Origin of the sequence: Arthrobacter sp. Y81 (assembly GCF_002929335.1) — a bacterium.
Classification (GTDB): domain Bacteria; phylum Actinomycetota; class Actinomycetes; order Actinomycetales; family Micrococcaceae; genus Arthrobacter.
Genome location: NZ_PJIL01000001.1, coordinates 405,360 through 425,386 on the forward strand (window position 1 = coordinate 405,360; position 20,027 = coordinate 425,386).

General features: G+C 65.5%; 20 protein-coding genes. 12 read left to right on the forward strand and 8 right to left on the reverse strand.

The genetic code is table 11. The features are described from left to right. The first annotated feature begins 63 nt into the window (after window positions 1-63). The 4 genes from CXQ91_RS01920 to CXQ91_RS01935 all read left to right on the forward strand — a co-directional run bounded on the left by CXQ91_RS01920 (window position 64) and on the right by CXQ91_RS01935 (window position 3,219). Window positions 64-864 carry an electron transfer flavoprotein subunit beta/FixA family protein gene (locus CXQ91_RS01920; RefSeq protein WP_104172220.1) on the forward strand — a complete coding sequence of 267 codons (801 nt, stop codon included), beginning with the start codon at window positions 64-66 and terminating at the stop codon, window positions 862-864. 13 nt (window positions 865-877) lie between these two features. Beyond that, entirely contained in the window at window positions 878-1,831 is a 954-nt protein-coding gene (locus CXQ91_RS01925; RefSeq protein ID WP_104172221.1) for an electron transfer flavoprotein subunit alpha/FixB family protein, read from the forward strand. 4 nt (window positions 1,832-1,835) lie between these two features. Further along, a complete protein-coding gene (locus CXQ91_RS01930; RefSeq protein ID WP_104172222.1) occupies window positions 1,836-2,612 on the forward strand; it encodes a PIG-L deacetylase family protein in 777 nt (258 codons plus the stop codon). Window positions 2,613-2,685: 73 nt separating this feature from the next. Next, window positions 2,686-3,219 carry a gluconokinase gene (locus tag CXQ91_RS01935; protein WP_104172223.1) on the forward strand — a complete coding sequence of 178 codons (534 nt, stop codon included), beginning with the start codon at window positions 2,686-2,688 and terminating at the stop codon, window positions 3,217-3,219. A gap of 34 nt (window positions 3,220-3,253) precedes the next feature. On the opposite strand, the gene CXQ91_RS01940 is transcribed toward CXQ91_RS01935, so the two are convergent. From CXQ91_RS01940 to CXQ91_RS01955, 4 genes are all read right to left on the reverse strand, one after another. After that, window positions 3,254-4,144, reverse strand: a complete 891-nt coding sequence (locus CXQ91_RS01940) for an anti-sigma factor domain-containing protein (protein WP_104172224.1) — start codon at window positions 4,142-4,144, stop codon at window positions 3,254-3,256. 1 nt (window position 4,145) lies between these two features. After that, window positions 4,146-4,751, reverse strand: coding sequence for an ECF RNA polymerase sigma factor SigK (sigK, locus tag CXQ91_RS01945; RefSeq protein ID WP_104172225.1), 606 nt, complete (start codon window positions 4,749-4,751; stop codon window positions 4,146-4,148). A gap of 255 nt (window positions 4,752-5,006) precedes the next feature. Beyond that, window positions 5,007-5,474, reverse strand: a complete 468-nt coding sequence (locus tag CXQ91_RS01950; protein ID WP_104172226.1) for a tRNA (cytidine(34)-2'-O)-methyltransferase — start codon at window positions 5,472-5,474, stop codon at window positions 5,007-5,009. Between the two features lie 48 nt (window positions 5,475-5,522). Next, entirely contained in the window at window positions 5,523-6,470 is a 948-nt protein-coding gene (locus tag CXQ91_RS01955; protein ID WP_104172227.1) for a J domain-containing protein, read from the reverse strand. A gap of 122 nt (window positions 6,471-6,592) precedes the next feature. Between CXQ91_RS01955 and CXQ91_RS01960 the strand changes: the two genes are divergently transcribed. Both CXQ91_RS01960 and CXQ91_RS01965 read left to right on the forward strand, forming a co-directional pair. After that, entirely contained in the window at window positions 6,593-7,495 is a 903-nt protein-coding gene (locus CXQ91_RS01960) for a diacylglycerol kinase family protein (RefSeq protein WP_104172228.1), read from the forward strand. Between the two features lie 160 nt (window positions 7,496-7,655). Beyond that, entirely contained in the window at window positions 7,656-8,309 is a 654-nt protein-coding gene (locus CXQ91_RS01965) for a hypothetical protein (protein WP_104172229.1), read from the forward strand. Between the two features lie 10 nt (window positions 8,310-8,319). Here CXQ91_RS01965 and CXQ91_RS01970 read toward each other — a convergent pair whose 3' ends face one another. Then, entirely contained in the window at window positions 8,320-8,742 is a 423-nt protein-coding gene (locus tag CXQ91_RS01970) for a hypothetical protein (protein ID WP_104172230.1), read from the reverse strand. Between the two features lie 89 nt (window positions 8,743-8,831). On the opposite strand from CXQ91_RS01970, the gene CXQ91_RS01975 reads away from it, so the two are divergent. Beyond that, entirely contained in the window at window positions 8,832-9,494 is a 663-nt protein-coding gene (locus CXQ91_RS01975) for a metalloregulator ArsR/SmtB family transcription factor (RefSeq protein WP_104172231.1), read from the forward strand. On the opposite strand, the gene CXQ91_RS01980 is transcribed toward CXQ91_RS01975, so the two are convergent. Continuing rightward, window positions 9,481-10,359, reverse strand: a complete 879-nt coding sequence (locus CXQ91_RS01980) for a DMT family transporter (RefSeq protein WP_104172232.1) — start codon at window positions 10,357-10,359, stop codon at window positions 9,481-9,483. The genes CXQ91_RS01975 and CXQ91_RS01980 overlap by 14 nt on opposite strands. A gap of 57 nt (window positions 10,360-10,416) precedes the next feature. Between CXQ91_RS01980 and CXQ91_RS01985 the strand changes: the two genes are divergently transcribed. Continuing rightward, window positions 10,417-11,646 carry a cysteine desulfurase family protein gene (locus CXQ91_RS01985; RefSeq protein WP_104172233.1) on the forward strand — a complete coding sequence of 410 codons (1,230 nt, stop codon included), beginning with the start codon at window positions 10,417-10,419 and terminating at the stop codon, window positions 11,644-11,646. Here the strand turns inward: CXQ91_RS01985 and CXQ91_RS01990 are convergent. Beyond that, a complete protein-coding gene (locus CXQ91_RS01990; RefSeq protein WP_104172234.1) occupies window positions 11,625-12,875 on the reverse strand; it encodes an NAD(P)/FAD-dependent oxidoreductase in 1,251 nt (416 codons plus the stop codon). The genes CXQ91_RS01985 and CXQ91_RS01990 overlap by 22 nt on opposite strands. A gap of 242 nt (window positions 12,876-13,117) precedes the next feature. Between CXQ91_RS01990 and mnmA the strand changes: the two genes are divergently transcribed. Together mnmA and CXQ91_RS02000 are read left to right on the forward strand one after the other, a co-directional pair. Continuing rightward, window positions 13,118-14,239, forward strand: a complete 1,122-nt coding sequence (gene mnmA / locus CXQ91_RS01995) for a tRNA 2-thiouridine(34) synthase MnmA (protein WP_258073801.1) — start codon at window positions 13,118-13,120, stop codon at window positions 14,237-14,239. A 137-nt stretch (window positions 14,240-14,376) separates the two neighbouring features. Further along, a complete protein-coding gene (locus tag CXQ91_RS02000; RefSeq protein WP_104172236.1) occupies window positions 14,377-16,017 on the forward strand; it encodes a hypothetical protein in 1,641 nt (546 codons plus the stop codon). Between the two features lie 7 nt (window positions 16,018-16,024). Here the strand turns inward: CXQ91_RS02000 and CXQ91_RS02005 are convergent, their stop codons facing one another. After that, window positions 16,025-16,852: a caspase family protein gene (locus CXQ91_RS02005; RefSeq protein WP_104172237.1), complete on the reverse strand. Its 828-nt coding sequence runs from the start codon at window positions 16,850-16,852 to the stop codon at window positions 16,025-16,027. Between the two features lie 315 nt (window positions 16,853-17,167). Between CXQ91_RS02005 and CXQ91_RS02010 the strand changes: the two genes are divergently transcribed. After that, window positions 17,168-18,802, forward strand: a complete 1,635-nt coding sequence (locus CXQ91_RS02010; protein WP_104172238.1) for an ABC transporter substrate-binding protein — start codon at window positions 17,168-17,170, stop codon at window positions 18,800-18,802. A 132-nt stretch (window positions 18,803-18,934) separates the two neighbouring features. Beyond that, window positions 18,935-20,026, forward strand: a complete 1,092-nt coding sequence (locus CXQ91_RS02015) for an ABC transporter permease (protein ID WP_104172239.1) — start codon at window positions 18,935-18,937, stop codon at window positions 20,024-20,026. Window position 20,027 lies beyond the last annotated feature (1 nt).

Sequence of the window (20,027 nt, forward strand, 5' to 3'; positions counted from 1 at the left end):
TAACCTCACCCGGCTGGCTATCCACAAGCATGGAAGGCTGCTGTACAGAAAGTGGAAGAGACATTGAAGATCATCGTTCTGGTCAAGCATGTACCAGACGCGCAATTGGACCGTCACCTCAGCGGCGAGGACAACACCACGGACCGCGCCGATAGCATCCTGTCCGAGCTGGACGAATACGCCCTGGAGGCTGCCCTGCAGCTGATAGAGGCCCGCGGCGGAGCAAAGGCCGGCAACCAGGTCATCGCCTTGAGTATGGGCCCCGCAGGCGCCGTCAACGCCATCAAGAAGTCCCTCCAGATCGGCGCCACTGAAGGAGTCCACCTCCGCGACGACGCGCTGGCCGGATCTGATGCGGCCGCGACGTCCTTTGCGCTGGCAGCAGCGGTCCGCCATCTTGGCGCGGACAGCCCCGTGGACCTGGTCCTCACCGGCATGGCGTCCACCGACGGCGAGACCTCCCTCGTGCCCGCGCAGCTGGCAGAGCGGCTGGACCTTCCGCAGGTCACGTTCGCCTCCGAGCTGGAAGTGGACGGCGGCCGCGTCATTGCCCGCCGCGACAGTGACACGCACTACGACACGATCGAGGCAACGCTCCCGGCCGTCGTGTCCGTCACCGACCAGATCAACGAGCCGCGCTTCCCCAACTTCAAGGGAATCATCGCGGCAAAGCGCAAGACCATCACCACCCTCACGCTCGCGGAGATCGGCGTCGACCCCACACAGGTGGGCAAGGCAGGTTCCTGGACCACAGTGCAGACGGCCGCCGCCCGCCCGCCGCGCACCGCCGGCACCATCATCACCGACGAAGGCGACGCCGGCATCAAGCTGGTCGAGTTCCTGGCCGCCCAGAAGCTGCTCTAAGAGGATTCCAGACATGGCAAAAGTACTTGTATTCATTGACAACCCCGGCCAGGCCCTGAAAAAGAGCAGCCTGGAATTGCTGACGATCGCCCGTTCGCTCGGTGACACGGCTGTCGCGGTCAACGGCCCGCTGAACGACGACGTCGCCGGCGCCTTCGGTGCCAACGGCGCCACGACCATCTTCCGGCCGTCGTCGGACGACCTGGACGCGTACCTGGTCGGCCCCAAAGCCGCCTACCTTGCCGGGGCAGTTGCGGCCTCTGGTGCCACCACCGTGCTCCTCGAGAATTCGTTCGACGGCAAGGAGATCGCAGCCCGGCTGGGCATCAAGCTCGGCGCGGGCGTCATCACCGACGTCGTGGCGGTGGACCCGGACGGCACGGCCCACAAATCGGTGCTCGCGGGCTCCTACACCACCACGGCCAAGGCCACCACAGCCGTCTCCGTGCTGACGGTCAAGCCGAACAGCGTCACTCCGGAGCCCGCGGCCGCAGCAGCGAGCCCGGAGGTCCTCACTGTTGAGGTTCCTGAATCCGCCTCAGCCGGCGCCGCCCGCATTACAGGCCGCAAGGACAAGCCGGCCAGCGGCCGTCCGGACCTCGCCGAGGCCCGGATTGTCGTGGCAGGCGGCCGCGGCGTCGACGGCGACTTCGGTCCCGTGGAGGAACTCGCCGACGCCCTCGGTGCCGCCGTCGGTGCGTCCCGCGCCGCGACCGACGCCGGCTGGATCGGCCACGATGCGCAGGTGGGCCAGACCGGCAAGACGGTTTCCCCACAGCTGTACATTTCGGCCGGCATCTCCGGCGCCATCCAGCAGAAAGCCGGCATGCAGACCGCCAAGGTCATTGTCGCCGTCAACAAGGACGCCGAATCACCGGTCTTCGAGATCGCCGACTTCGGCATTATCGGAGACCTCTTCCAGGTCCTTCCGCAGGCGACCGAAGAGATCAAGAAACGCAAAGGCTGATTAGTTGAGCACCAACGCTACGGCGCAGAGCCCGTTCAACCCGGACCACCACCGGGTTGAGCGGGTCCTTTGTTTTACCGCCCACCCGGACGACATCGACTTCGGCGCCGCCGGAACGATCGCTGCCTGGACCTCGGCAGGGGTTGAAGTCAGCTACTGCATCATGACCGACGGCGACGCCGGCGGCTTCGACCCGGCGCAGCGCGACGAGATCGTGGCGATGCGGGCAGAGGAACAGCGCCGCGCCGCCGCGCTGGTCGGGGTCACCGATATCCACTATCTCCATGAGCGGGACGGCTACCTGGAGCCGACGCACGAAGTGATGAGGGGAGTGGTGAAGCTGATCCGGGAGATCCGTCCCGACGTCGTACTTTCCATGCATCCCGAGCGCAACTGGAACCGCATCCAGAAGAGCCACCCGGACCACCTCGCCGTGGGCGAGGCCGTCACCCGGGCGGTCTACCCGGCGCTGGAAAACCCCTTCGCCTATCCGGAACTGGCCGAAGCAGGCCTCGAGGCCTACAAGCTGCCGTGGCTATGGCTGTTTGCCGGGCCTGAGGAGCGGGAAAACCATTTTGTGGACGTCACGGGGCACGTGGCGGAAAAGCTGGCGGCGATCCATGTGCACGCCAGCCAGCACCCGGACCTGGACGCCATGGACCGCACAGTCCGCTCCTTCATGCTGGCGACCGGATCACGGGCGGGGCTGGCCGACGGGCGCAGTGCCGAGGCATTTCACGTCGTCACAATCAACGGTTCGGGGACCATCGCCGGGTTCTAGGGTTGCCCGGGTGTAACCCGTGTCATATGCTGGCCTCTCTTTAAATCATATTTATTGAGGAAGGCAGACTTTGATGGCGAAGACTGCGCAGCAGCCGGTACTGGTGATAATGGGCGTCTCAGGATCCGGCAAGTCAACTGTGGCCGGCCTCGTGGCCGGCAAGCTCGGATGGGACCTGGCGGAAGGCGACGACCTGCACCCGGCGTCGAACGTCGCCAAGATGCAGGCCGGTGAGCCTCTGACCGATGAGGACAGGTGGCCGTGGCTCGAAACCATCGCCGAATGGATCCGGGCTCACACCCAGGACGGAACGCCGGGTGTGATCACCTGCTCTGCACTGAAGAGGGTGTACCGCGATGTTCTCCGCGGCGAAGGCGTGGTGTTCGTCTTCCTGCAGGGAAGCAGGGACAAGATCTCCGACCGCCTGGCGTCGCGGCACGGGCACTTCATGCCTCCCGCACTGCTCGAATCGCAGTTTGACGCGCTGGAAGAACCGACCGCCGACGAAGACCACATCTCCCTGTGCGTTTCCGCCACGCCATCGGAAGAGGTCCAGGAAATCATCGAGCGGCTCAACCTGGAAGCCGCAGGCGCCGCGACCCCGTAGACCCAGCAGGCCGGTGATGATGCTGGAAGTCGCGCTACGCTCCGAGAGGGGCCGCGGCCACTGTCGGCAATGTGGGTGAAGCGGAGCCGCCCACAGGTTCAACGGTGATGCCCAGCGACGCTGCCGAACCAATGCCCTTGACCACAGCTGGTTTGGACAGTGCTTCGGCATCCATGAGCCCCTGCGAAACCGGAGCGGAACCGTCCTTGGGGATCAGCCACATCTGGTACACCTTGCCGGCTGGAGGGGCCGGGACACCGTTCATCTTGACCACAACAGCGTCTTTGGACGAGGAAATGGAGACAGTGGCCGTACCGCCGCCGCTCACTTCAACGGTTGCTTGCCGGACATCCTGGGCCTGGAGGACCTGGTTGAGCGGATCGTTCTGGTTGGCCACATAGGCGCCGACTCCCACGCCGCCAAGCGCGATAACAGCCGCGGCGGCCACGCCCACCAGCCAGTTGCGGAGCCCGGGTGCCCGGCGCAGTTCTTCACGGCGCTGGCGGGCGGCACCGAGTTCATCGGTTGCCGGAGTCCTACCCGGTTCAAGGGGTAGCTCATGGCTGGCGGGAGCAGGAGCGGGAACCGTCCCCGGCTGGTCCGTTTCCGACGTAGGCGTTTCCGGTTGGGCCGGGAGCTGGGCCACGATGCGGTCGAACAGCCCTGCCGGCGGTTCCTCCTCCGCAGTAAAGGTGGCGGCCAGCGTTTCCTGTGCCTGGCGGACGCGTTCATTAAACGCGGTCCGTTCCGGCCCGGGCGCGGCTGAGATGTATTCCTCAATGGCTGCCCGCTCTGCGGGGCCCACGGCGTCCAGGGCATACAGTTCGGCCAGCTCCACTGCCCGGCCGGAGGCCAGGTCCGTGGCGATATCGCGGGCAAACATCCCGGCGGAGCGGCTGCTGTTCGGCTGGTTCATGTCGGTCATCTCAACTCACCCCCAGACAGGTCTTCAAGCGGATCAGTCCATCGCGGATGCGGGACTTGATGGTGGGCACGGCGGCGTTCAGTTTCTCCGCGACTTCGCGGTACGTTAGCCCGCCGTAATATGCCAGCCGGACGGATTGCTGCTGCGTCTCGGTGAGCGTGTCCAGGCATCTGACGACGGCCTCGGCTTCCAGCCTGCTTCCGACTTCGTCTGAGACGGAGTCATGATCAATTTCCTGGCTGCTCGCGCCGTATTTCGCCTCGCGGTCGGTTGATGACTGCGAGGAGCGGACCTTGTCCACTGCCCGCCGATGCGAAATGGTCATGAGCCATGCCAGCGGGCTGCCGGCCTCCGGATTGAACTTCGCCGCGTTCTGCCAGACCTGGAGAAAGACTTCCTGGGTGGCGTCCTCGCTGAGCTCGGGGTCGATCAGGACGCGTCGGGCCATCCCGAAGACACGCCGGGAAGTCAGTTCGTAAAACTCCGCGAAGGCACCCTGGTCCCCGGTGGCGATTTGTGCCAGCAGGTCACCGAGCCGACGGTTCACGTCGGCGGCGGTGCCAGGGGACGCGGTAGCCTCTGGGTTCGGGGCGTTGGGGGTTTCCATTACTCTCAAGCATAAGTCGGCGGGGGATGATCCATTGGCATCGGCACCGCTCGGAGGCTCACTGTGAGCGGCAGCATCCCTCGCAGGGGACCTGCGGACCTGCAACGTGGTCACCTGCCGCTCCTCGCGATCCTGTAGGGGCCCGGATTAGCCTCTACAGGTAGTTCGGAATGCATAGCGGGACGGATGGGCGGGAAAGTCCATTAATTGCGCCCCGGTCACGGTCACCCGGGAAGCCTTCGGGCGTGGCGGCCCTTAGATTTTGGCGCCGGCGAAGCCGTTCTGGCGCCAGGCTTCAAAGACCGCGATGGAGGCAGCGTTGGCAAGATTCAGGGACCGCAGGGACGGCAGCATTGGCAGCCGCACGCGGGACGTCACATGCGGGTCATGCTTGACGTCCTCGGGAAGTCCGACCGATTCCTGGCCGAAGAGGAGGACATCGCCGGGGAGGTAACTGATGTCCGCGTAGGAGGTTTCGCCGTCGGACGTGAAGGCATAGACGCGCTCGGGCTGCAGGGCCTCCCAGGCAGCCTCGATGCTCTTGTGCACCGTCACCACGGCGAGGTCGTGGTAGTCCAGCCCTGCACGGCGGAGCTTGGCGTCGGAAAAATCAAAGCCCAATGGCTCCACCAGATGCAGTTCGGCGCCGGTGATGGCAGCGAGCCGGATGGCGTTGCCTGTATTGCCCGGAATTTCAGGGGCGTGGAAGAGGATGCGGAACACCGTCCCATCCTAGCCAAGGCCGGTGCACTCCTGCGCGCGGCCGGGCCGTCAGTGCATTCCGCGGATCAGTCTTGCCAGTGCCGGGACGTTCACCGTATTGGGCGCAGGCCCGGAACTCAGGAATTCCTTGAGCCCGCGGACCAGCCCGGCTCCGTTCACCACCTGGACGGTTTCGTGCCCGCGGGGTGAGCGGCGGTGGTGGTCGATCACCGGTTCATGGAGATTGCCATCAGGGCTATGGATGACGGTCCAGCCCGTCACGTTGAGTTCCGGGAAGATATCCTGCATGCGCCGCACGATATGCGCCAGCTGCGGCGGCGCAATGGACCGGCCTCCGTGCGTCAGGGTGCTTCCGTTCCAGGCGTAGGCACCCTTGGGCAACAGCATGGATCCAATCAGCGCCAGCCGGTAGCCGGACAGCAGCACGTGGTCGATATGGCTGTTGTCTGCGGGCGACTGCAGCCCGTTGATCAGGCGGGCCGCAGGGATGGCCGGGAGGACCTGCCGGCTGATCAGCTGGACTGTCCGCATCTCCCGCTGGATGCGGGCTTCCGCCCCGAAGATTCCGCGTTTCCGCGGCATTCCATGGACCTGGCGGCTGGCCAGTTCCTCCGGAATCAGCGGGACGCTGCCGGACTCAGGGTGTTCGAACGGCGGAACGTACACCGGCGGGTCGCCAGCCGTGTTCCGCGGGGTGTTGGGCCGGTGGACGGTTGCCGAGGCGCGGCTCCCGGCTGCGGGCGCATCGAAATGTGCGCCGTCAGCGGTTGGCGCTCCCGTGGACCCGTGCGCATACGAGCGGTCATAGGCGGCCCGACGCTTCGGATCGATCAGGGTCTCATAGGCCAGCGTCACCTGCCGGAAGACGGCGGCGTCTCCGCCGTGGTCGGGGTGCGCCCGCCGGGCAGCCTTGCGGTAGGCCACCTTGATCTCTTTGTCGGTCGCCGTCACGGGAAGGCGAAGAACCTGGTAATGGGAGCTGCTGCCCTGGGTCAAGCACTGATCCTTTTCTTGTTGATTCCAGTCCACTCAGGCAGTCCGGTCCGCCCAGTTTAACCGTCTGAAGACTCAACGTCCGTGCCCGCGGTCTTGGTTCCCCCGCTGGCATAATTCAGCGCATGATCATCGCCGTTGCTATCAACCCCCGGGCTTCTTTCGGCGGCGCGCAGCACACCGGCGCCGTTGTGGTGGATTTCTTCCGTGCCGCGGGGGCCTCGGTCATCGTGCTCAGAAGGGACAGCTATGACGGGCTGGCCGAGTCTGTGGGCGAGGCGCTGGCCGCCGGCTGCGACGCCCTGGTTGTTGTGGGCGGTGACGGCATGGTCCATCTGGGCATCAACGCACTCGCCGGGCCCGGTGCCCCTTACGGGAGGATTCCGCTGGGCATTGTTCCCTGCGGAACGGGCAACGACATGGCCCGCGCGCTGGGCCTTCCCCTGAAGGATGCACGTGCCGCCTGCGAACGGATATTGGTGGCATTGAAAGCGGGCGGGCGCCTTATCGACGCGGGCCGCATTGCGGGCAACGGCACAACCCGCTGGTTTGCCGGAGTGGTTTCCGCTGGATTCGATGCCGCCGTGAACGAACGCGCCAACGCCTGGCGCTGGCCGCGCGGCAAGGGCAGGTACAACCTTGCCATGCTCCGTGAACTCGCCACGTTCAAGGCCATCGATTACACGGTAACGGCCGACGGCGACACCTGGCGGCAGGGAGCCATGCTCATTTCGGTGGCGAACGGGCAGTCCATCGGCGGCGGCATGAAGGTGACCCCCGACGCCCTGCTCGACGACGGATTCCTGGATCTGTTCATTGTCGAACCGCTGTCCCGCGTACAGTTCCTGGCCGTTTTCCCCAAGGTCTTTTCCGGCCGCCACACCGGGCACCGTGCGGTGCACGTCCGGCAGGTACGCCGTGTGGACATCGCTGCCGCGAACGTTGTTGCATATGCCGACGGCGAACGGGTCGGGCCGCTGCCGCTGACAGTTGAGGTGGTGCCCGGCGCCATCCGGGTGCTGGCGTAGATGCCTGATGTCACTGCGCGGCGCGCGGAGCGTCTAGACTCTTGCGGAGGACCGGCCGGGGGAGTGCCGCCGGCAGAAGGTATGTGGGGGCAATGTGACAGCGCTTGGCAGGGGACCCGCTGCAAACCGGAGGCAACCCGTTTTCGCGGTGCGGCGGCGGATGGCCCTGCCCGTCACCCTGGCGCTGGCGCTTGCCGGCTTGGCCGGATGCAGCGTGGGAGTCCCGGATCCGGCTGCCCCGCGTGATATCCAGACCACCCCGACGCTGGCAACGCCCACCATCACCCCGGGCCACGATGCGGCAGCAGTAGCGGCCAAGGACCTTCCCTTCACCGCGGGTGACTCGCTGGCCGCGGGGATCGCCGTCGGCCTCTCCGACGGACTCCGCGAGGCGCCGGGATGGAAGCCGGTGAAGGAGAACGTGGCGGGGGAGAACCGTTACCTCAAAGCCGACGGCTGCGTGGCGTCGGCCCGCGTGCGTTCCAACCAGGGGTCCCTTGCCGTTCCCGGAGATGACCTGGCCTCCACCGTCGAGCTGTTTAAATATCTGGATCCCACGATTCTCCCCAGCTACCTGAAAACCGACACCCTGCGCTGGGGCGGTGAACCGGACAAGCCGGGCCCCAAGGCCGAGGTGCTGGCCTTCGAAAGCGGTTCCGCGCCCGGCGCAAAGCCGGTCGCAGTCCTGGCGAGGGTCTTTGGCAAGGCGGGTTCGTCCATCTACATTTCGCTCTCGTGCCCGGACCGGGCCGCGCTCGCCGCGGCCCGGGCGGACGTGTCGGAACGGCTTGTTGTTGTTCCGCCGACGAACTGAACCGACCGCGCTATCTTGGCTGGCGGGAATTCCGCGGTGACAGCCGGTTGAGGGCCAGCGCACCCACGAGCAGGCCAAAATCGCGAAGGGCAATGTCGAAGAAACTGCCGAGCAGCAAAAGGTTGATGATGATGCCCAGCAGCCACACGGCCACCAGCATCGAGCCGAAGCGCGGCCGGACTGCCACCGCGATGCCGGCGATCACTTCAACAACGCCCACGATGTACATGATGGTCTGGGCCGGGAGCGGAACCACTGACGTTGCGACCGGGGCCAAATAGATGGTCCAGTCGGCGAGCAGATTGGTGAACTTGTCGAGGCCAAAAATGATCGGCGCGACCGTGAAGACCGTGCGCAGCAGCAGGAAGGCCTGGCGGCCCGGGTCACCAGCAAGCGTGCGGCCGGGCGAACTCAGCACCGAGGTGGATTTCATGACGGACTCCTTCTAAAAGTAGGTATCATAATTTTAGAAAGCATTGCGCAATTAAGCAATGAATCTTGTTTTTAGAGTTAGGGTGTTCCATGCGCAGACTTCCCTGGGCCCGCCGGATCGCAGCCGTGGCATCCCTGGGCGATGAGAACCGCCGGAACCTGTTCGGCGTCGTCTCGTCATCGCCCCGCCCGGTGGGGCGCGACGATGCTGCCGGCGCGCTTGGAATCCCGCGAAGCACGGCGTCGTTCCATTTGGACAGGATGGTCCAGGACGGGGTCCTCACCGTTGAGTTCCGCAAGCTCGGCGGCAAGGCCGGGCCCGGCTCGGGGCGGCCGGCAAAAATGTACCGGACGGCGCAGCCCGAAGTGGGCGCCTCCGTGCCGGACCGCAACTACGATCTCGCCGGCGAACTGATGGCAACGGCCATCGAACAGTCCAGTGCTGCCGGAGAGCCCGTCCGGGACGCACTCCTGGCCACTTCCTACGCGAAGGGCCTGGCAATGGCGGAAGGGAGCGGGAGTCTCGAGGAATTCCTCTCGGCGGAAGGCTATGTGCCGGAGCCCGACGGCGCCGGCGGCTACGCACTCCGCAACTGTCCGTTCCACCGGCTCGCGGACAGCCACTCGGAAGTGGTCTGCGCCATGAACGGGGCCTTCCTGAGCGGCGCCGCTGCCGGCTGCGGCCTGGCGGAAGGCCGCATAGCGGGCAACAACGTCCCTGGTGAGTGCTGCGCCAGGGTTACGCCGCCCTGACATCCTGCGGCTTTTTGGGCCGGCTCGCCATCAGGACACCCGCTATGACCAGCGCGCCGCCGATGACCTGGGGCAGGCTGACCGGAATCCCCATGATGACGGTGATGGCCGCGGTGAAGACGACCATGAGGTTCAGGTAGTTTCCGGCCGTCGCCGGTGCCGTTGTCTTGAGCGCGAGGTTCCAGAAAAGGTACGCCCCCAAGGACGGGAACACGGCGATGTACGCGAGCGACCATCCTTCTGCCGCCGTCGCAGGGAACTCTGCTCCCGCGCCGAGGGCGAACGGAGCGAGGATGGCAGTGGCCATCACCACCTGCACCGCAGTGGCGGCAATGGCGGGAAGCCCCAGCCTGCGGGCAGTGATGGTGTAGAAGCCCCACACCACAATCGCGCCGATCATCAGCAGCTCGCCGGCATTGAAGGTGATGCTGAAGGCGCGATGCAGCTCGCCCCGGGTCAGGACCAGGACCACGCCGGCCAGACCCAGGGCAATGCCCAGCCAGCCGTATGCGCCGGGCTTTTCACCGAGGAAGAAGATCGCCATCACCACGATGAGCGCCGGATTGGCGGCAGTGATCAGTGAAGCGTTCAGCGCCGAGGTGTGCTGGAGGGCAGTGTAGAGGAGCAGGGTGTAGCCGCCCATGCCAAGCACGCTCAGGAGCAGCAGCACGCGCCAGCGGCCCAGGACGGCACGCCAGTCCGGACGTTCCACGAAGTGCGCCAGCGCCACGAGCGGCAGGGCGGCGAGCGCCCATCTCCAGAAGGTGAGTTCCAGCGGCGTCATGGTGTTCACGGCAGCCTGCCCCACCACAAAGTTGCCGGACCAGAACAGCGTGGCCAGCACCAGGTAAATCGAGGCTTTCACCGCTCGAATCTACACCGGCACCGGAGCCTCCTGGGCGGCCGCGGCTAGAATTGGCTTGTGTCCGTTTACCTCGATCATGCCGCCACCACGCCCATCGCCGCCGAGGCTCTGGCGGCACTCACCCGCGAGCTCGCCAGGACCGGAAACCCTTCATCGCTGCACGGCTCAGGACGCCGCGCCCGGCGATCCGTGGAGGACGCCCGCGAGGCAATTGCCGCCGCTGCCGGTGCCCACCCGTCAGAGGTCATCTTCACCTCGGGCGGCACGGAGGCCGACAACCTGGCTGTGAAAGGGCTGTACTGGGCCCGCCGCGCCGAAAACCCGGCACGCACCCGGATCCTCTGCTCCGCCGTCGAACATCATGCTGTCCTGGACACCGTTGAATGGCTGGAACGGCACGAGCAGGCGGACGTTACCTGGCTGCCCGTCGATTCCAGCGGCGTTGTGGACCTGGGCGCGCTGCGGTCCGAGCTTGGCCGGAATCCGGAGTCCATCGCCCTCGTGTCGGTGATGTGGGCCAACAATGAGGTGGGCACCATCCAGCCGGTGCGGGAAGTGGTTGAGGCGGCCCATGCCGTCGGCGTTCCCGTGCATTCAGACGCCGTCCAGGCCTTTGGGTCTGTTCCCGTGGACTTCCGGGCGAGCGGACTGGATGCCATGGCCATCTCCGGCCACAAGATCGGCGGCCCGGTGGGTGTGGGTGCCCTGCTGCTGGGCCGCTCCGTGAAACTGACACCGGTGCAGCACGGCGGAGGCCAGGAACGCGACGTCAGGTCCGGAACCCTGGACACGGCATCGATTGCCGCCTTCGCCGCGGCGGCCGAAGCCGTGACGAAGGACCTGCCGGGGGAGGCGGCCCGCATTGCGGGGCTGAGGGACAGGCTGATCGCCGGTGTGCAGGAATGCGTCCCGCAGGCGGTCCTCCGCGGCGCGCCCGGGGTTGGCCGCCTGCCCGGTAACGCGCACTTCACCTTTCCGGGCTGCGAGGGCGATTCCCTGCTGTTCCTGCTGGACCTTGCCGGGGTGGAATCGTCCACGGGTTCCGCCTGCACGGCCGGTGTTCCGCGGCCCTCGCACGTCCTGCTGGCCATGGGGCTGGACGAGGCGACCGCGCGGGGTGCGCAGCGCTTCTCGCTGGGCCACGCATCCACGGAAGCCGACGTCGATGCCCTCCTGGCAGCGCTCCCGGGCGCCTATCAGCGTGCCAGCCAGGCAGGGATGGCGGGCCACGAATCGACCATCCAGACGGCCGCCACCGTGGCCCGTCAGTCGTCCGCCAGGAGCTGATCCAGCGCGACCGCGGGGTCCGCCAAACGGCTTGCCTGGATGGGCGCCCGGCTGGAGATCAGGGCCTTGAGGGCTTTCTGCGTGCGGGGAACGTTGACGTTCATGCCTGCGACCACCTGGCCCTCGTGCTGCCAGAATGCGATGAATTCCTTGCTGGCCAGTGATCCGCGGATGACCGGTTCGGCGCCCGTCGCCAGGGTGGGAAATCCCGAGTACTCCATGCTGACATCGAACTGGTCGGTGTAGAAATACGGGATGGTGTCCAGCGCGGCGTCCCGGCCCAGCATCGACTTTGCCGCGACTTTCCCGCCGTTCAGCGCATTTGACCAGTGCTCGCTACGGTGGTGCTGGCCGGTGAAGGGGTGCAGGGCGTTTGCCACGTCCCCGGCCGCAAAGATGTCCGGTCCGCTGGTCCGCAGGGCGGCGTCGGTCAGTATTCCGTTGTCCAGGGCCAGTCCGGCCTGCTCCGCGAGCGTGGTTTCGGGGGCCACTCCCACGGCAATGACCACCACGTCGGCCGGCAGTGCCTCACCCGATCCGGTGACCACTGCGGTGACGCGGCCGGAATCGCCCAGGAGTCCGGCGGCAGTGGCCCCGAGCCGGAACTGCACGCCGTTGGCTTCATGGAGCGAGCGGAAGAACCGCCCCAGTTCGGGCCCGATGGCGGCTGCCAGCGGAATGTCCTCGAGTCCGAGGAGGGTCACGCGGTTGCCGTAGCTGGAGGCCGCGGCCGCAAGTTCCATCCCGATCCAGCCGGAGCCGATCATTACGACGTCCCGCCCGCCCGGCGACAGCTTTTCCCGGAGGCGGCGGCTGTCGTCCAGGGTCCTGAACATGGTGACGCCGTCCAGCGTGCTCCCGGGCAGCGGGATGTTCCGGGGGAGGGCGCCGGTAGCCAGCAGCAGGGCGCCGTAGCCCAGGGTTTCGCCGCTGCTGAGCCGTACCGTGTGGGGGCCGGGATTGATGCCGGTGACCTGCACGCCCAGGCGGAGGTCGACGTCGTTCTCTGCGTACCAGGCCTCGGGCGCCACGGGGACGGCTTCCTCGCCGGCTTTGCCAAGCAGGTACTCCTTGGACAGTGGCGGCCGAAGGTACGGGTGGTGCAGTTCGGCGCCAATGAGGGTGATCCGGCCGGAGAATCCCTCGGCGCGCAGGGTGCGGGCAGCGGTGGCGCCGGCCAGGCCCGCCCCGGCGATCACGATGGTTTCGATGGTGCGTTCGACAGGCATGGAGCCCCTCGGTTCCTGGCAAGCCGGCGCGTCCGGCCGGGCATTCTAAAAATAGTAATCCTGACGATAGAAGTCGGAGGGATGGCCGTCAAGGGCCGGCGGGCACGTTTTAATCGCCCCTTTTCCGAGGCAGTAGAATGGACGGGCATGCAGTGTGTCCGGCCGGACCGGCCAGGGACGCGCTGCAGCCCCACAATCAAACCCTTCCCCTAAAGAAAGACAGCATGCGAGTTCTTGCAGCCATGAGCGGCGGAGTCGATTCCGCCGTTGCCGCCGCCCGCGCCGTCGAGGCCGGACACGACGTGGTCGGTGTCCACCTGGCGCTGTCCAGGATGCCCGGAACGCTCCGTACCGGCAGCCGCGGGTGCTGCACCATCGAGGACTCCCGTGATGCCTGGCGTGCCTGCGATGTCCTGGGCATCCCGTACTACGTCTGGGACTTCTCCGAGCGGTTCAAGGAGGACGTGGTCCAGGACTTCATCGACGAATACGCCGCCGGACGAACGCCGAACCCCTGCATGCGCTGCAATGAACGCATCAAGTTTGCAGCGCTGCTGGAGAAGGCAATCGCCCTGGGATTCGACGCCGTCTGCACCGGCCACTACGCCAAGGTCATCACCGACGCCGACGGAAATCCTGAACTTCACCGTGCGGCCGACTGGGCCAAGGACCAGAGCTATGTGCTCGGCGTCCTCACCCACGAACAGCTCAAGCACTCCATGTTCCCGCTGGCGGACACGCCGTCCAAGGCTGAAGTCCGTGCGGAAGCCGAGCGCCGCGGGCTGTCCGTGGCCAACAAGCCGGACAGCCACGACATCTGCTTCATTCCGGACGGCGACACCGCCGGCTGGCTGGCGGAAAAGATCGACATGACCACGGGCGACATCGTGGACGAATCCGGTGCGAAGGTGGGCGAGCACCCCGGCGCCAACGCGTTCACCGTTGGCCAGCGCCGCGGCCTCAAGCTGGGCACCCCCGCCGCCGACGGCAAGCCGCGGTTCGTGCTGGAGATCCGGCCCAAGGAAAACAAAGTGGTGGTGGGACCGGAGGCTCTCCTGGCCATCGACGAGATCCGCGGCATCAAAGTTTCCTGGGCCGGCCTGCCGATTGCGGAAATCGCCACCGGCGAAGAGTTCGACTGCCACGCCCAGGTCCGCGCCCACGGCGATCCCGTCCCTGCCACGGCCCACACCGAACTGCTGAAGGACGACGACGGCGGGGAGCGGACCAACCTTGTGGTCACGCTTACCACGCCGCTGCGTGGTGTGGCCCCCGGACAGACCGTGGTGCTCTACCAGGGAAGCCGGGTCCTGGGGCAGGCCACCATCGACGCAGCGCGCTCGCTGCAGCGCGCGGCACTCTAGCGGGATAACGACGTCCGCGGCGGGTTGCCGTAGGCAATCAGTCCCGCGACCGCAATAATTGAGGCCTGGGGAACCAGGCTTCATGCAGACCATCGATCCATGGGGTGGGCTGCAAAGTTGAGGAAAGCGGGCCCGCTATGGTCTCTGCAGCGCTTGGCATCGGGCATGGCCTTGAGATGGTCGCGCTTACCGCCCTCGCCGAGGGCCCCTTCACCCGCAAATCGGGAAAACCGCTTACCACCAGCATTCGGGTGCCCGTGGAGAGAATGATCAACGGCCCGGTGGGATCACGGTTCGCATTGCGGGTGCGGTCGCCCGGTGCTGACGGGCCCCGCCCCGTTTCCCTCTCTGTGGACCGCAACGAGTGGTGCATCGACGACCAGGACGCTCCCTCCGGGCTTGAGGACCTGCTGGCCGATAGCCGGTTCCTTGCCCAGCACGTTTATGCGGTGGCGACCGCGACACTCCATGCCTTCGAGGTAACGCTGGGCCGTCGAATGGGATGGGCCTCGGGGCACCGGCTGGTCATCAGTGTTTACGATAAGATCCCTTACACTTCCACGGGCTACAACCGCGAGCGCGGCCTGATCCGATTTGGGCACAGAACCGATGACCGCTCGAAGCGTTCCGTTCCATTGGGCCTGTATCACGATCTCGTGGCCCACGAGGTGACGCACGCGATCCTGGACGGATATCGACGGCAGTGGACAGATAGCGACGCCTTGCTGGACGGCTATGCCCTGCACGAGTGCATAGCCGATCTCGTGGCAATGCTGAGCGTTTTTTCATCGCCCGAACGCGTGGAACAGCAGTTATCAGTGGCTGTCCCTGGCCCGAACGGCCGCCCGGGCACCGTGCCCGCCCGGAACATGGAAAAGGAAGTCCTTGCCTCCGGGCTCTTTGGGCTGGCTGACGGACTGTTTTCACGGGGCGCGGCCAGGCGGCCCCTCGACAAGGACGTGCCGTTCGAGTGGCAGCTGGATCCCGAGCCCCACCGGCGGGGTGAGATTGCCGTGAAGGCCGTGCTGGACGCCGTCGTCAAACTCTGGCTGCAGCGGCTGGAAAGGCCAGGGGGCCGGTCGAGCCGTTACCAGGTGGCGGAAGCCGGAGCGAACCTCGGGCATCAGATGCTGGGGATGGTGCTGCGCGGGCTCGCCTACATGCCGCCGGTGGACCCGGGCTGGGAGGATCTGCTGCGAGGGATCCTCGCAGCAGACGCCGTCCTGGTGCCGACAGACATGATGGGATACCGGCAAGCCGTACGCGACGCTTTCTGGGACATTGACCTTTCCACGGAACCTGATGAACTCCTGGACGGGCTGAAGCATCTGCGCGATCTGCGCTATCCTGTCCGGTTATCTGCACTGGCCGCCGACCCTGAGGAGGTCAACCGGTTCATTTGGGAGAATCCGCGGTTGATCGAGGCAGGCGGCATCGATCAGGACACGAGCATCATGGTGAACCGGGTGCGCCCCAGCACCCGTGTTGGGCCGGACGGTTTCGTGGTCTCCGAAATAGGCGCTTCCTTCGTGCAGTCAGTCACCTTGTCCAAATCCGAAGCGAGGAACAGGCTGGGCCTCCGGGTGGACAGCGACTATTACACGGTCCGTGGCGGGGGCCTTCTGCGGTTCGATGAGGGTGGAAGGCTGTGTTTCGCCGCGCTCAAGCCGGTCATGGACGCGGAGTGGCAGCAGGAAAAGCTCGAAACCATCAAAAGGGAAGCTGGCACAAGCATGCCGGCGGCAACCTTCCACCCGGAGGAGGAACGCCGGGAGTGAGTCTCCATCAGCTTCCCCAGGGAGCCTTCCGCGCCGCCGTCGTGCCTTCCAGCTGCGCGACCTGGTCGAATCCGCCGGCCCTGAGGCCCTTGCTGACCAGCTTCAGGATGTCTGCCCGGCCCAGGGTGCCGTCGCCCCTGACGGCCTTGATGAAGTTATATGTGAAGGCGCCGTTGTAACGGCCCTCCAGGTACGCATCGGCTGCCGTCTGGTCGGCGCGGCAGGCCGCCAGCAGCACGGGTTTGACGCCCCTGCCGGCCTTGACCAGATCGCGAAGCGCCCTGGTCTCGTTGAACTCGGTGGCCGCGACGCCGCGGGCTGTCGGTGCTGGCAGAAAGCGGGGCCGCCGCCCGGGCAGGAGGTCCAGTGACTTCAGGCCGGTGCCGCTGTGGCAGGTGTCCAGCACCACGTCCATGAGCACGCCGTCAGGCAGCCGTGCAAAAAGGGTGAACAGCTCGTCATCCGAAATGACGGTGGCAGGATCCCACGAGTCGCCCGAGTTGTTGATGTCGTAGCAGGCGAAGGCTTCATCCAGGCGGTCCGCCTCGTCGTCGCTGCTGTCCGGGATCTGCGTTCCATGGCTGGAGAACGTGAAGACGATGTGCTGGAGCTCGCCCGACGCGGCGCGGTCCAGCAGCGCATTGAGCTGCGCCACGACCTGCTCCTTCGTGGCTTGGGAGTCCAGCAGGATCGAGATGTCGGAGCCGGGAAATCCGTAGCCTGCCTGCAGCAGCCCGGCAAGGTCACGGGCGTCGTTGACGCAGCCCTGCAGCCAGCTGGATTTTGGCAGATGTTCGAATTCGTTGATTCCCACACAGAGGGCGGCTTTGCTCATGACGTGTTTCCTTCAGCCAGGTAATGACAGGAATCCGGTGATGCGGTCAACGCAATCCCACTCTATTCCGGGGGCTGGGGTCCTTCAATGGCAGCGCGCAATCGTTCCGGCGGACGTTGATCCGGCCGGAACGCAGAAGAAAACGATAGTTTTGCCCCAATCAGGTAAATTTTGTGTCTCAACTCACACGATGAAACGATTCACCGGTCTGCGTTCTGATTGAATCGTGTGATCAGGACAACGTTCCGCCCACCGAGTCCAACTGATCCAGTTGCCGGGCGGCGCGCGTGTACTCATCGAACAGAAAGTCCACAGATGGCAATGAACAAAAAAGCCCTGCACAGCGCCATCGCGCTTGCGGGTGTTTCCGCGTTTGCACTGACAGCCTGCACGGGCCCGTCCGGCGGCGGCGGAACTTCCACCGGCGGCGCCGGAGGCGGAACCATTACCTACGGCACCACGGATAAGGTCGTTACCCTCGATCCCGCAGGCTCCTACGATGCCGGTTCGTTCATGGTGATGAACCAGATCTACCCGTTCCTCCTGAACGCCAAGCCCGGTACGGCAGATGCCACTCCGGACATCGCGGAGTCCGCGGAATTCACGAGCCCCACGGAGTACACCGTGAAGCTCAAGTCGGACCTCAAATTTGCCAATGGCCACGCCCTCACCTCCTCCGATGTGAAGTTCTCCATTGACCGCGTTGTCAGCATTGCGGATCCGAATGGTCCGGCCTCCCTCCTGGGCAACCTTGACTCCGTGGCTGCCAAGGATGACACCACGGTGGTCTTCACCCTCAAGGCCGGCAACGACCAGGTATTCCCCGGTGTCCTCGCAGCCAACTCCGGACCGATCATCGATGAAGAGGTCTTCCCGGCGGACAAGCTCATGACCGACGACGAGATCGTCAAGGGCAAGCCCTTCGCAGGCCCGTACACCATCGAGAGCTACAAGAAGAACGAGCTGGTCAGCCTCAAGGTCAACCCGGACTACAAGGGCCTGCTCGGCAAGCCCGCGAATGACGGCGCCACCATCAAGTACTACGCCGACTCGAACAACCTCAAGCTGGACATCCAGCAGGGCAACATCGACGTCGCCGGCCGCAGTCTCACTGCAACTGACGCCGCCGACCTTGAGAAGGACTCCAAGGTCAAGGTCCACAAGGGCCCCGGCGGCGAGCTGCGCTACATCGTGTTCAACTTCGACACCATGCCGTTCGGTGCCAAGACTGCCGACGCCGATCCCGCCAAGGCCCTGGCCGTCCGCCAGGCGATGGCCAACGTCGTGGACCGCGACGCCATCGCCACCCAGGTTTACAAGGGCACGTACCTGCCGGCGTACTCCGTGGTTCCCGACGGATTCGTCGGCGCCATCCAGCCGCTCAAGGAAATGTACGGCGACGGCAACGGCAAGCCCAGCCTCGACAAGGCCAAGAAGGCCTTCGCCGATGCAGGAGTCACCGCTCCGGTGAACATCAAGCTGCAGTACAACCCGGACCACTACGGCAAGTCCTCCGGCGACGAATACGCCATGATCAAGGAGCAGCTCGAGAAGTCCGGCCTGTTCAAGGTTGACCTGCAGTCCACCGAGTGGGTCACCTACTCCAAGGACCGCACGGCCGATGCCTACCCGGTGTACCAGCTGGGCTGGTTCCCCGACTACTCGGACGCGGACAACTACCTGACCCCGTTCTTTGTTCCGGGCAACTTCCTCAAGAACCACTACGAGAATGCATCCGTCACCGAGCTGATCAAGGAACAGCTCACCACGGTTGACAAGGCAGAGCGCGAAAAGGTGCTGGGCGAGGCCCAGACGGCCGTCGCCAAGGACCTGTCCACACTGCCGCTGCTGCAGGGCGCCCAGCTCATGGTCGCCGGAAAGGATGTCAAGGGTGTCGATCAGACCCTGGACGCATCCTTCAAGACCCGGCTTGGCGTAATTTCCAAGTAGGTCCAGTTCTCCATCCGGTCCTGACCAGCCAAGGAGGCGGGGCGCCTGCGCGGCGTCCCGCCTTTCGTGCGGGAGCAAGGGCAACAGATTCCGGGGCTCACAAGGCCGCCGGAAGCACACATTTAGGTACCAATGACAACACTGATTGAGGCGCCGCCAACCGACGCCGACGGCCTGCTGCCGTCAAAGAAGAAGTCGTCCGGCGGGGGACTGGGCCAATACATCCTGATCAGGTTCCTGCTGATCTTCCCTACAATTTTCATCCTTGTGACGATGGTGTTCTTCCTGATGCGCATCACGGGCGATCCCATTACAGCGGCCATGGGCGGCAGGCTGCCTCCTGAGCAGCTGGCGGAACGGATCGCCGCGGCAGGCTATGACCGTCCGATCCTGGTGCAGTACTTCGAGTACCTCGGACAGCTCGTGACCGGCAATTTCGGCACCACCCTTTCGGACAACCGGCAGGTCACGGAAATGCTGACCACCTACGGGTCGGCCACCCTGGAACTGACCATCAACGCGTTGCTCGTCGCCCTGCTGGTAGGTATCCCGTTGGGCATGATCGCGGCCTACCGGAGGGACCACGCCCCCGACGCCGTGCTGCGCGTCTTCGCCATCGTCTGCTATGGCACGCCGGTGTTCTTCGCCGGCATGCTGCTGAAACTTACGTTCGCCGTCTGGCTCGGCTGGCTGCCCGTGGCAGGCCGCGCAAAGACCTCCAGCGAGCTGGAGCTCACCTCCCTGCAGTCGCCAACGGGCATCTACTGGCTGGATGCCATCCGCAGCGGCAACATGGCAGCACTGGGTGACGTCATGGCGCACGCGGTCCTGCCGGCCGTTGCCCTTGGACTGCTGACCGCAGGCATTTTCCTCCGCCTGGTCCGCACCAACGTGATCGGCACACTGGGCAGGGACTACGTCGAGGCCGGCCGCTCGCGCGGCGTCAGCGAATTCCGGCTGGTCACCAAGCACGCCTACAAGCCTGCGCTGATCCCCATCATCACGGTGATGGGCCTGCAGATCGCAGTGCTGCTCGGAGGGGCCGTGTTGACGGAAACAACCTTCGAATGGAAGGGGCTGGGATTCCAGCTGGCGACCTACCTCACGGCGCGCGACTTCGTCGCAGTCCAGGGCATCGTGGTCCTTCTTGCCGTGATTGTGGCCGTGACCAACTTCATCGTGGACATTGTCGCCGCGCTGATCGACCCCCGCGTGAGGTACTGAC

Excerpts from the sequence above, each read along its gene's own strand:
- CXQ91_RS01925 (WP_104172221.1), top strand. The coding sequence starts at position 878 with ATGGCAAAAGTACTTGTATTCATTGACAACCCCGGCCAGGCCCTGAAA.
- CXQ91_RS01935 (WP_104172223.1), top strand. The coding sequence starts at position 2,686 with ATGGCGAAGACTGCGCAGCAGCCGGTACTGGTGATAATGGGCGTCTCA.
- CXQ91_RS01940 (WP_104172224.1), bottom strand. The coding sequence starts at position 4,144 with ATGACCGACATGAACCAGCCGAACAGCAGCCGCTCCGCCGGGATGTTT.
- sigK (WP_104172225.1), bottom strand. The coding sequence starts at position 4,751 with ATGGAAACCCCCAACGCCCCGAACCCAGAGGCTACCGCGTCCCCTGGC.
- CXQ91_RS01960 (WP_104172228.1), top strand. The coding sequence starts at position 6,593 with ATGATCATCGCCGTTGCTATCAACCCCCGGGCTTCTTTCGGCGGCGCG.
- CXQ91_RS01965 (WP_104172229.1), top strand. The coding sequence starts at position 7,656 with ATGGCCCTGCCCGTCACCCTGGCGCTGGCGCTTGCCGGCTTGGCCGGA.
- CXQ91_RS01970 (WP_104172230.1), bottom strand. The coding sequence starts at position 8,742 with ATGAAATCCACCTCGGTGCTGAGTTCGCCCGGCCGCACGCTTGCTGGT.
- CXQ91_RS01975 (WP_104172231.1), top strand. The coding sequence starts at position 8,832 with ATGCGCAGACTTCCCTGGGCCCGCCGGATCGCAGCCGTGGCATCCCTG.
- CXQ91_RS01990 (WP_104172234.1), bottom strand. The coding sequence starts at position 12,875 with ATGCCTGTCGAACGCACCATCGAAACCATCGTGATCGCCGGGGCGGGC.
- mnmA (WP_258073801.1), top strand. The coding sequence starts at position 13,118 with ATGAGCGGCGGAGTCGATTCCGCCGTTGCCGCCGCCCGCGCCGTCGAG.
- CXQ91_RS02000 (WP_104172236.1), top strand. The coding sequence starts at position 14,377 with ATGGTCTCTGCAGCGCTTGGCATCGGGCATGGCCTTGAGATGGTCGCG.
- CXQ91_RS02005 (WP_104172237.1), bottom strand. The coding sequence starts at position 16,852 with ATGAGCAAAGCCGCCCTCTGTGTGGGAATCAACGAATTCGAACATCTG.
- CXQ91_RS02010 (WP_104172238.1), top strand. The coding sequence starts at position 17,168 with ATGGCAATGAACAAAAAAGCCCTGCACAGCGCCATCGCGCTTGCGGGT.
- CXQ91_RS02015 (WP_104172239.1), top strand. The coding sequence starts at position 18,935 with ATGACAACACTGATTGAGGCGCCGCCAACCGACGCCGACGGCCTGCTG.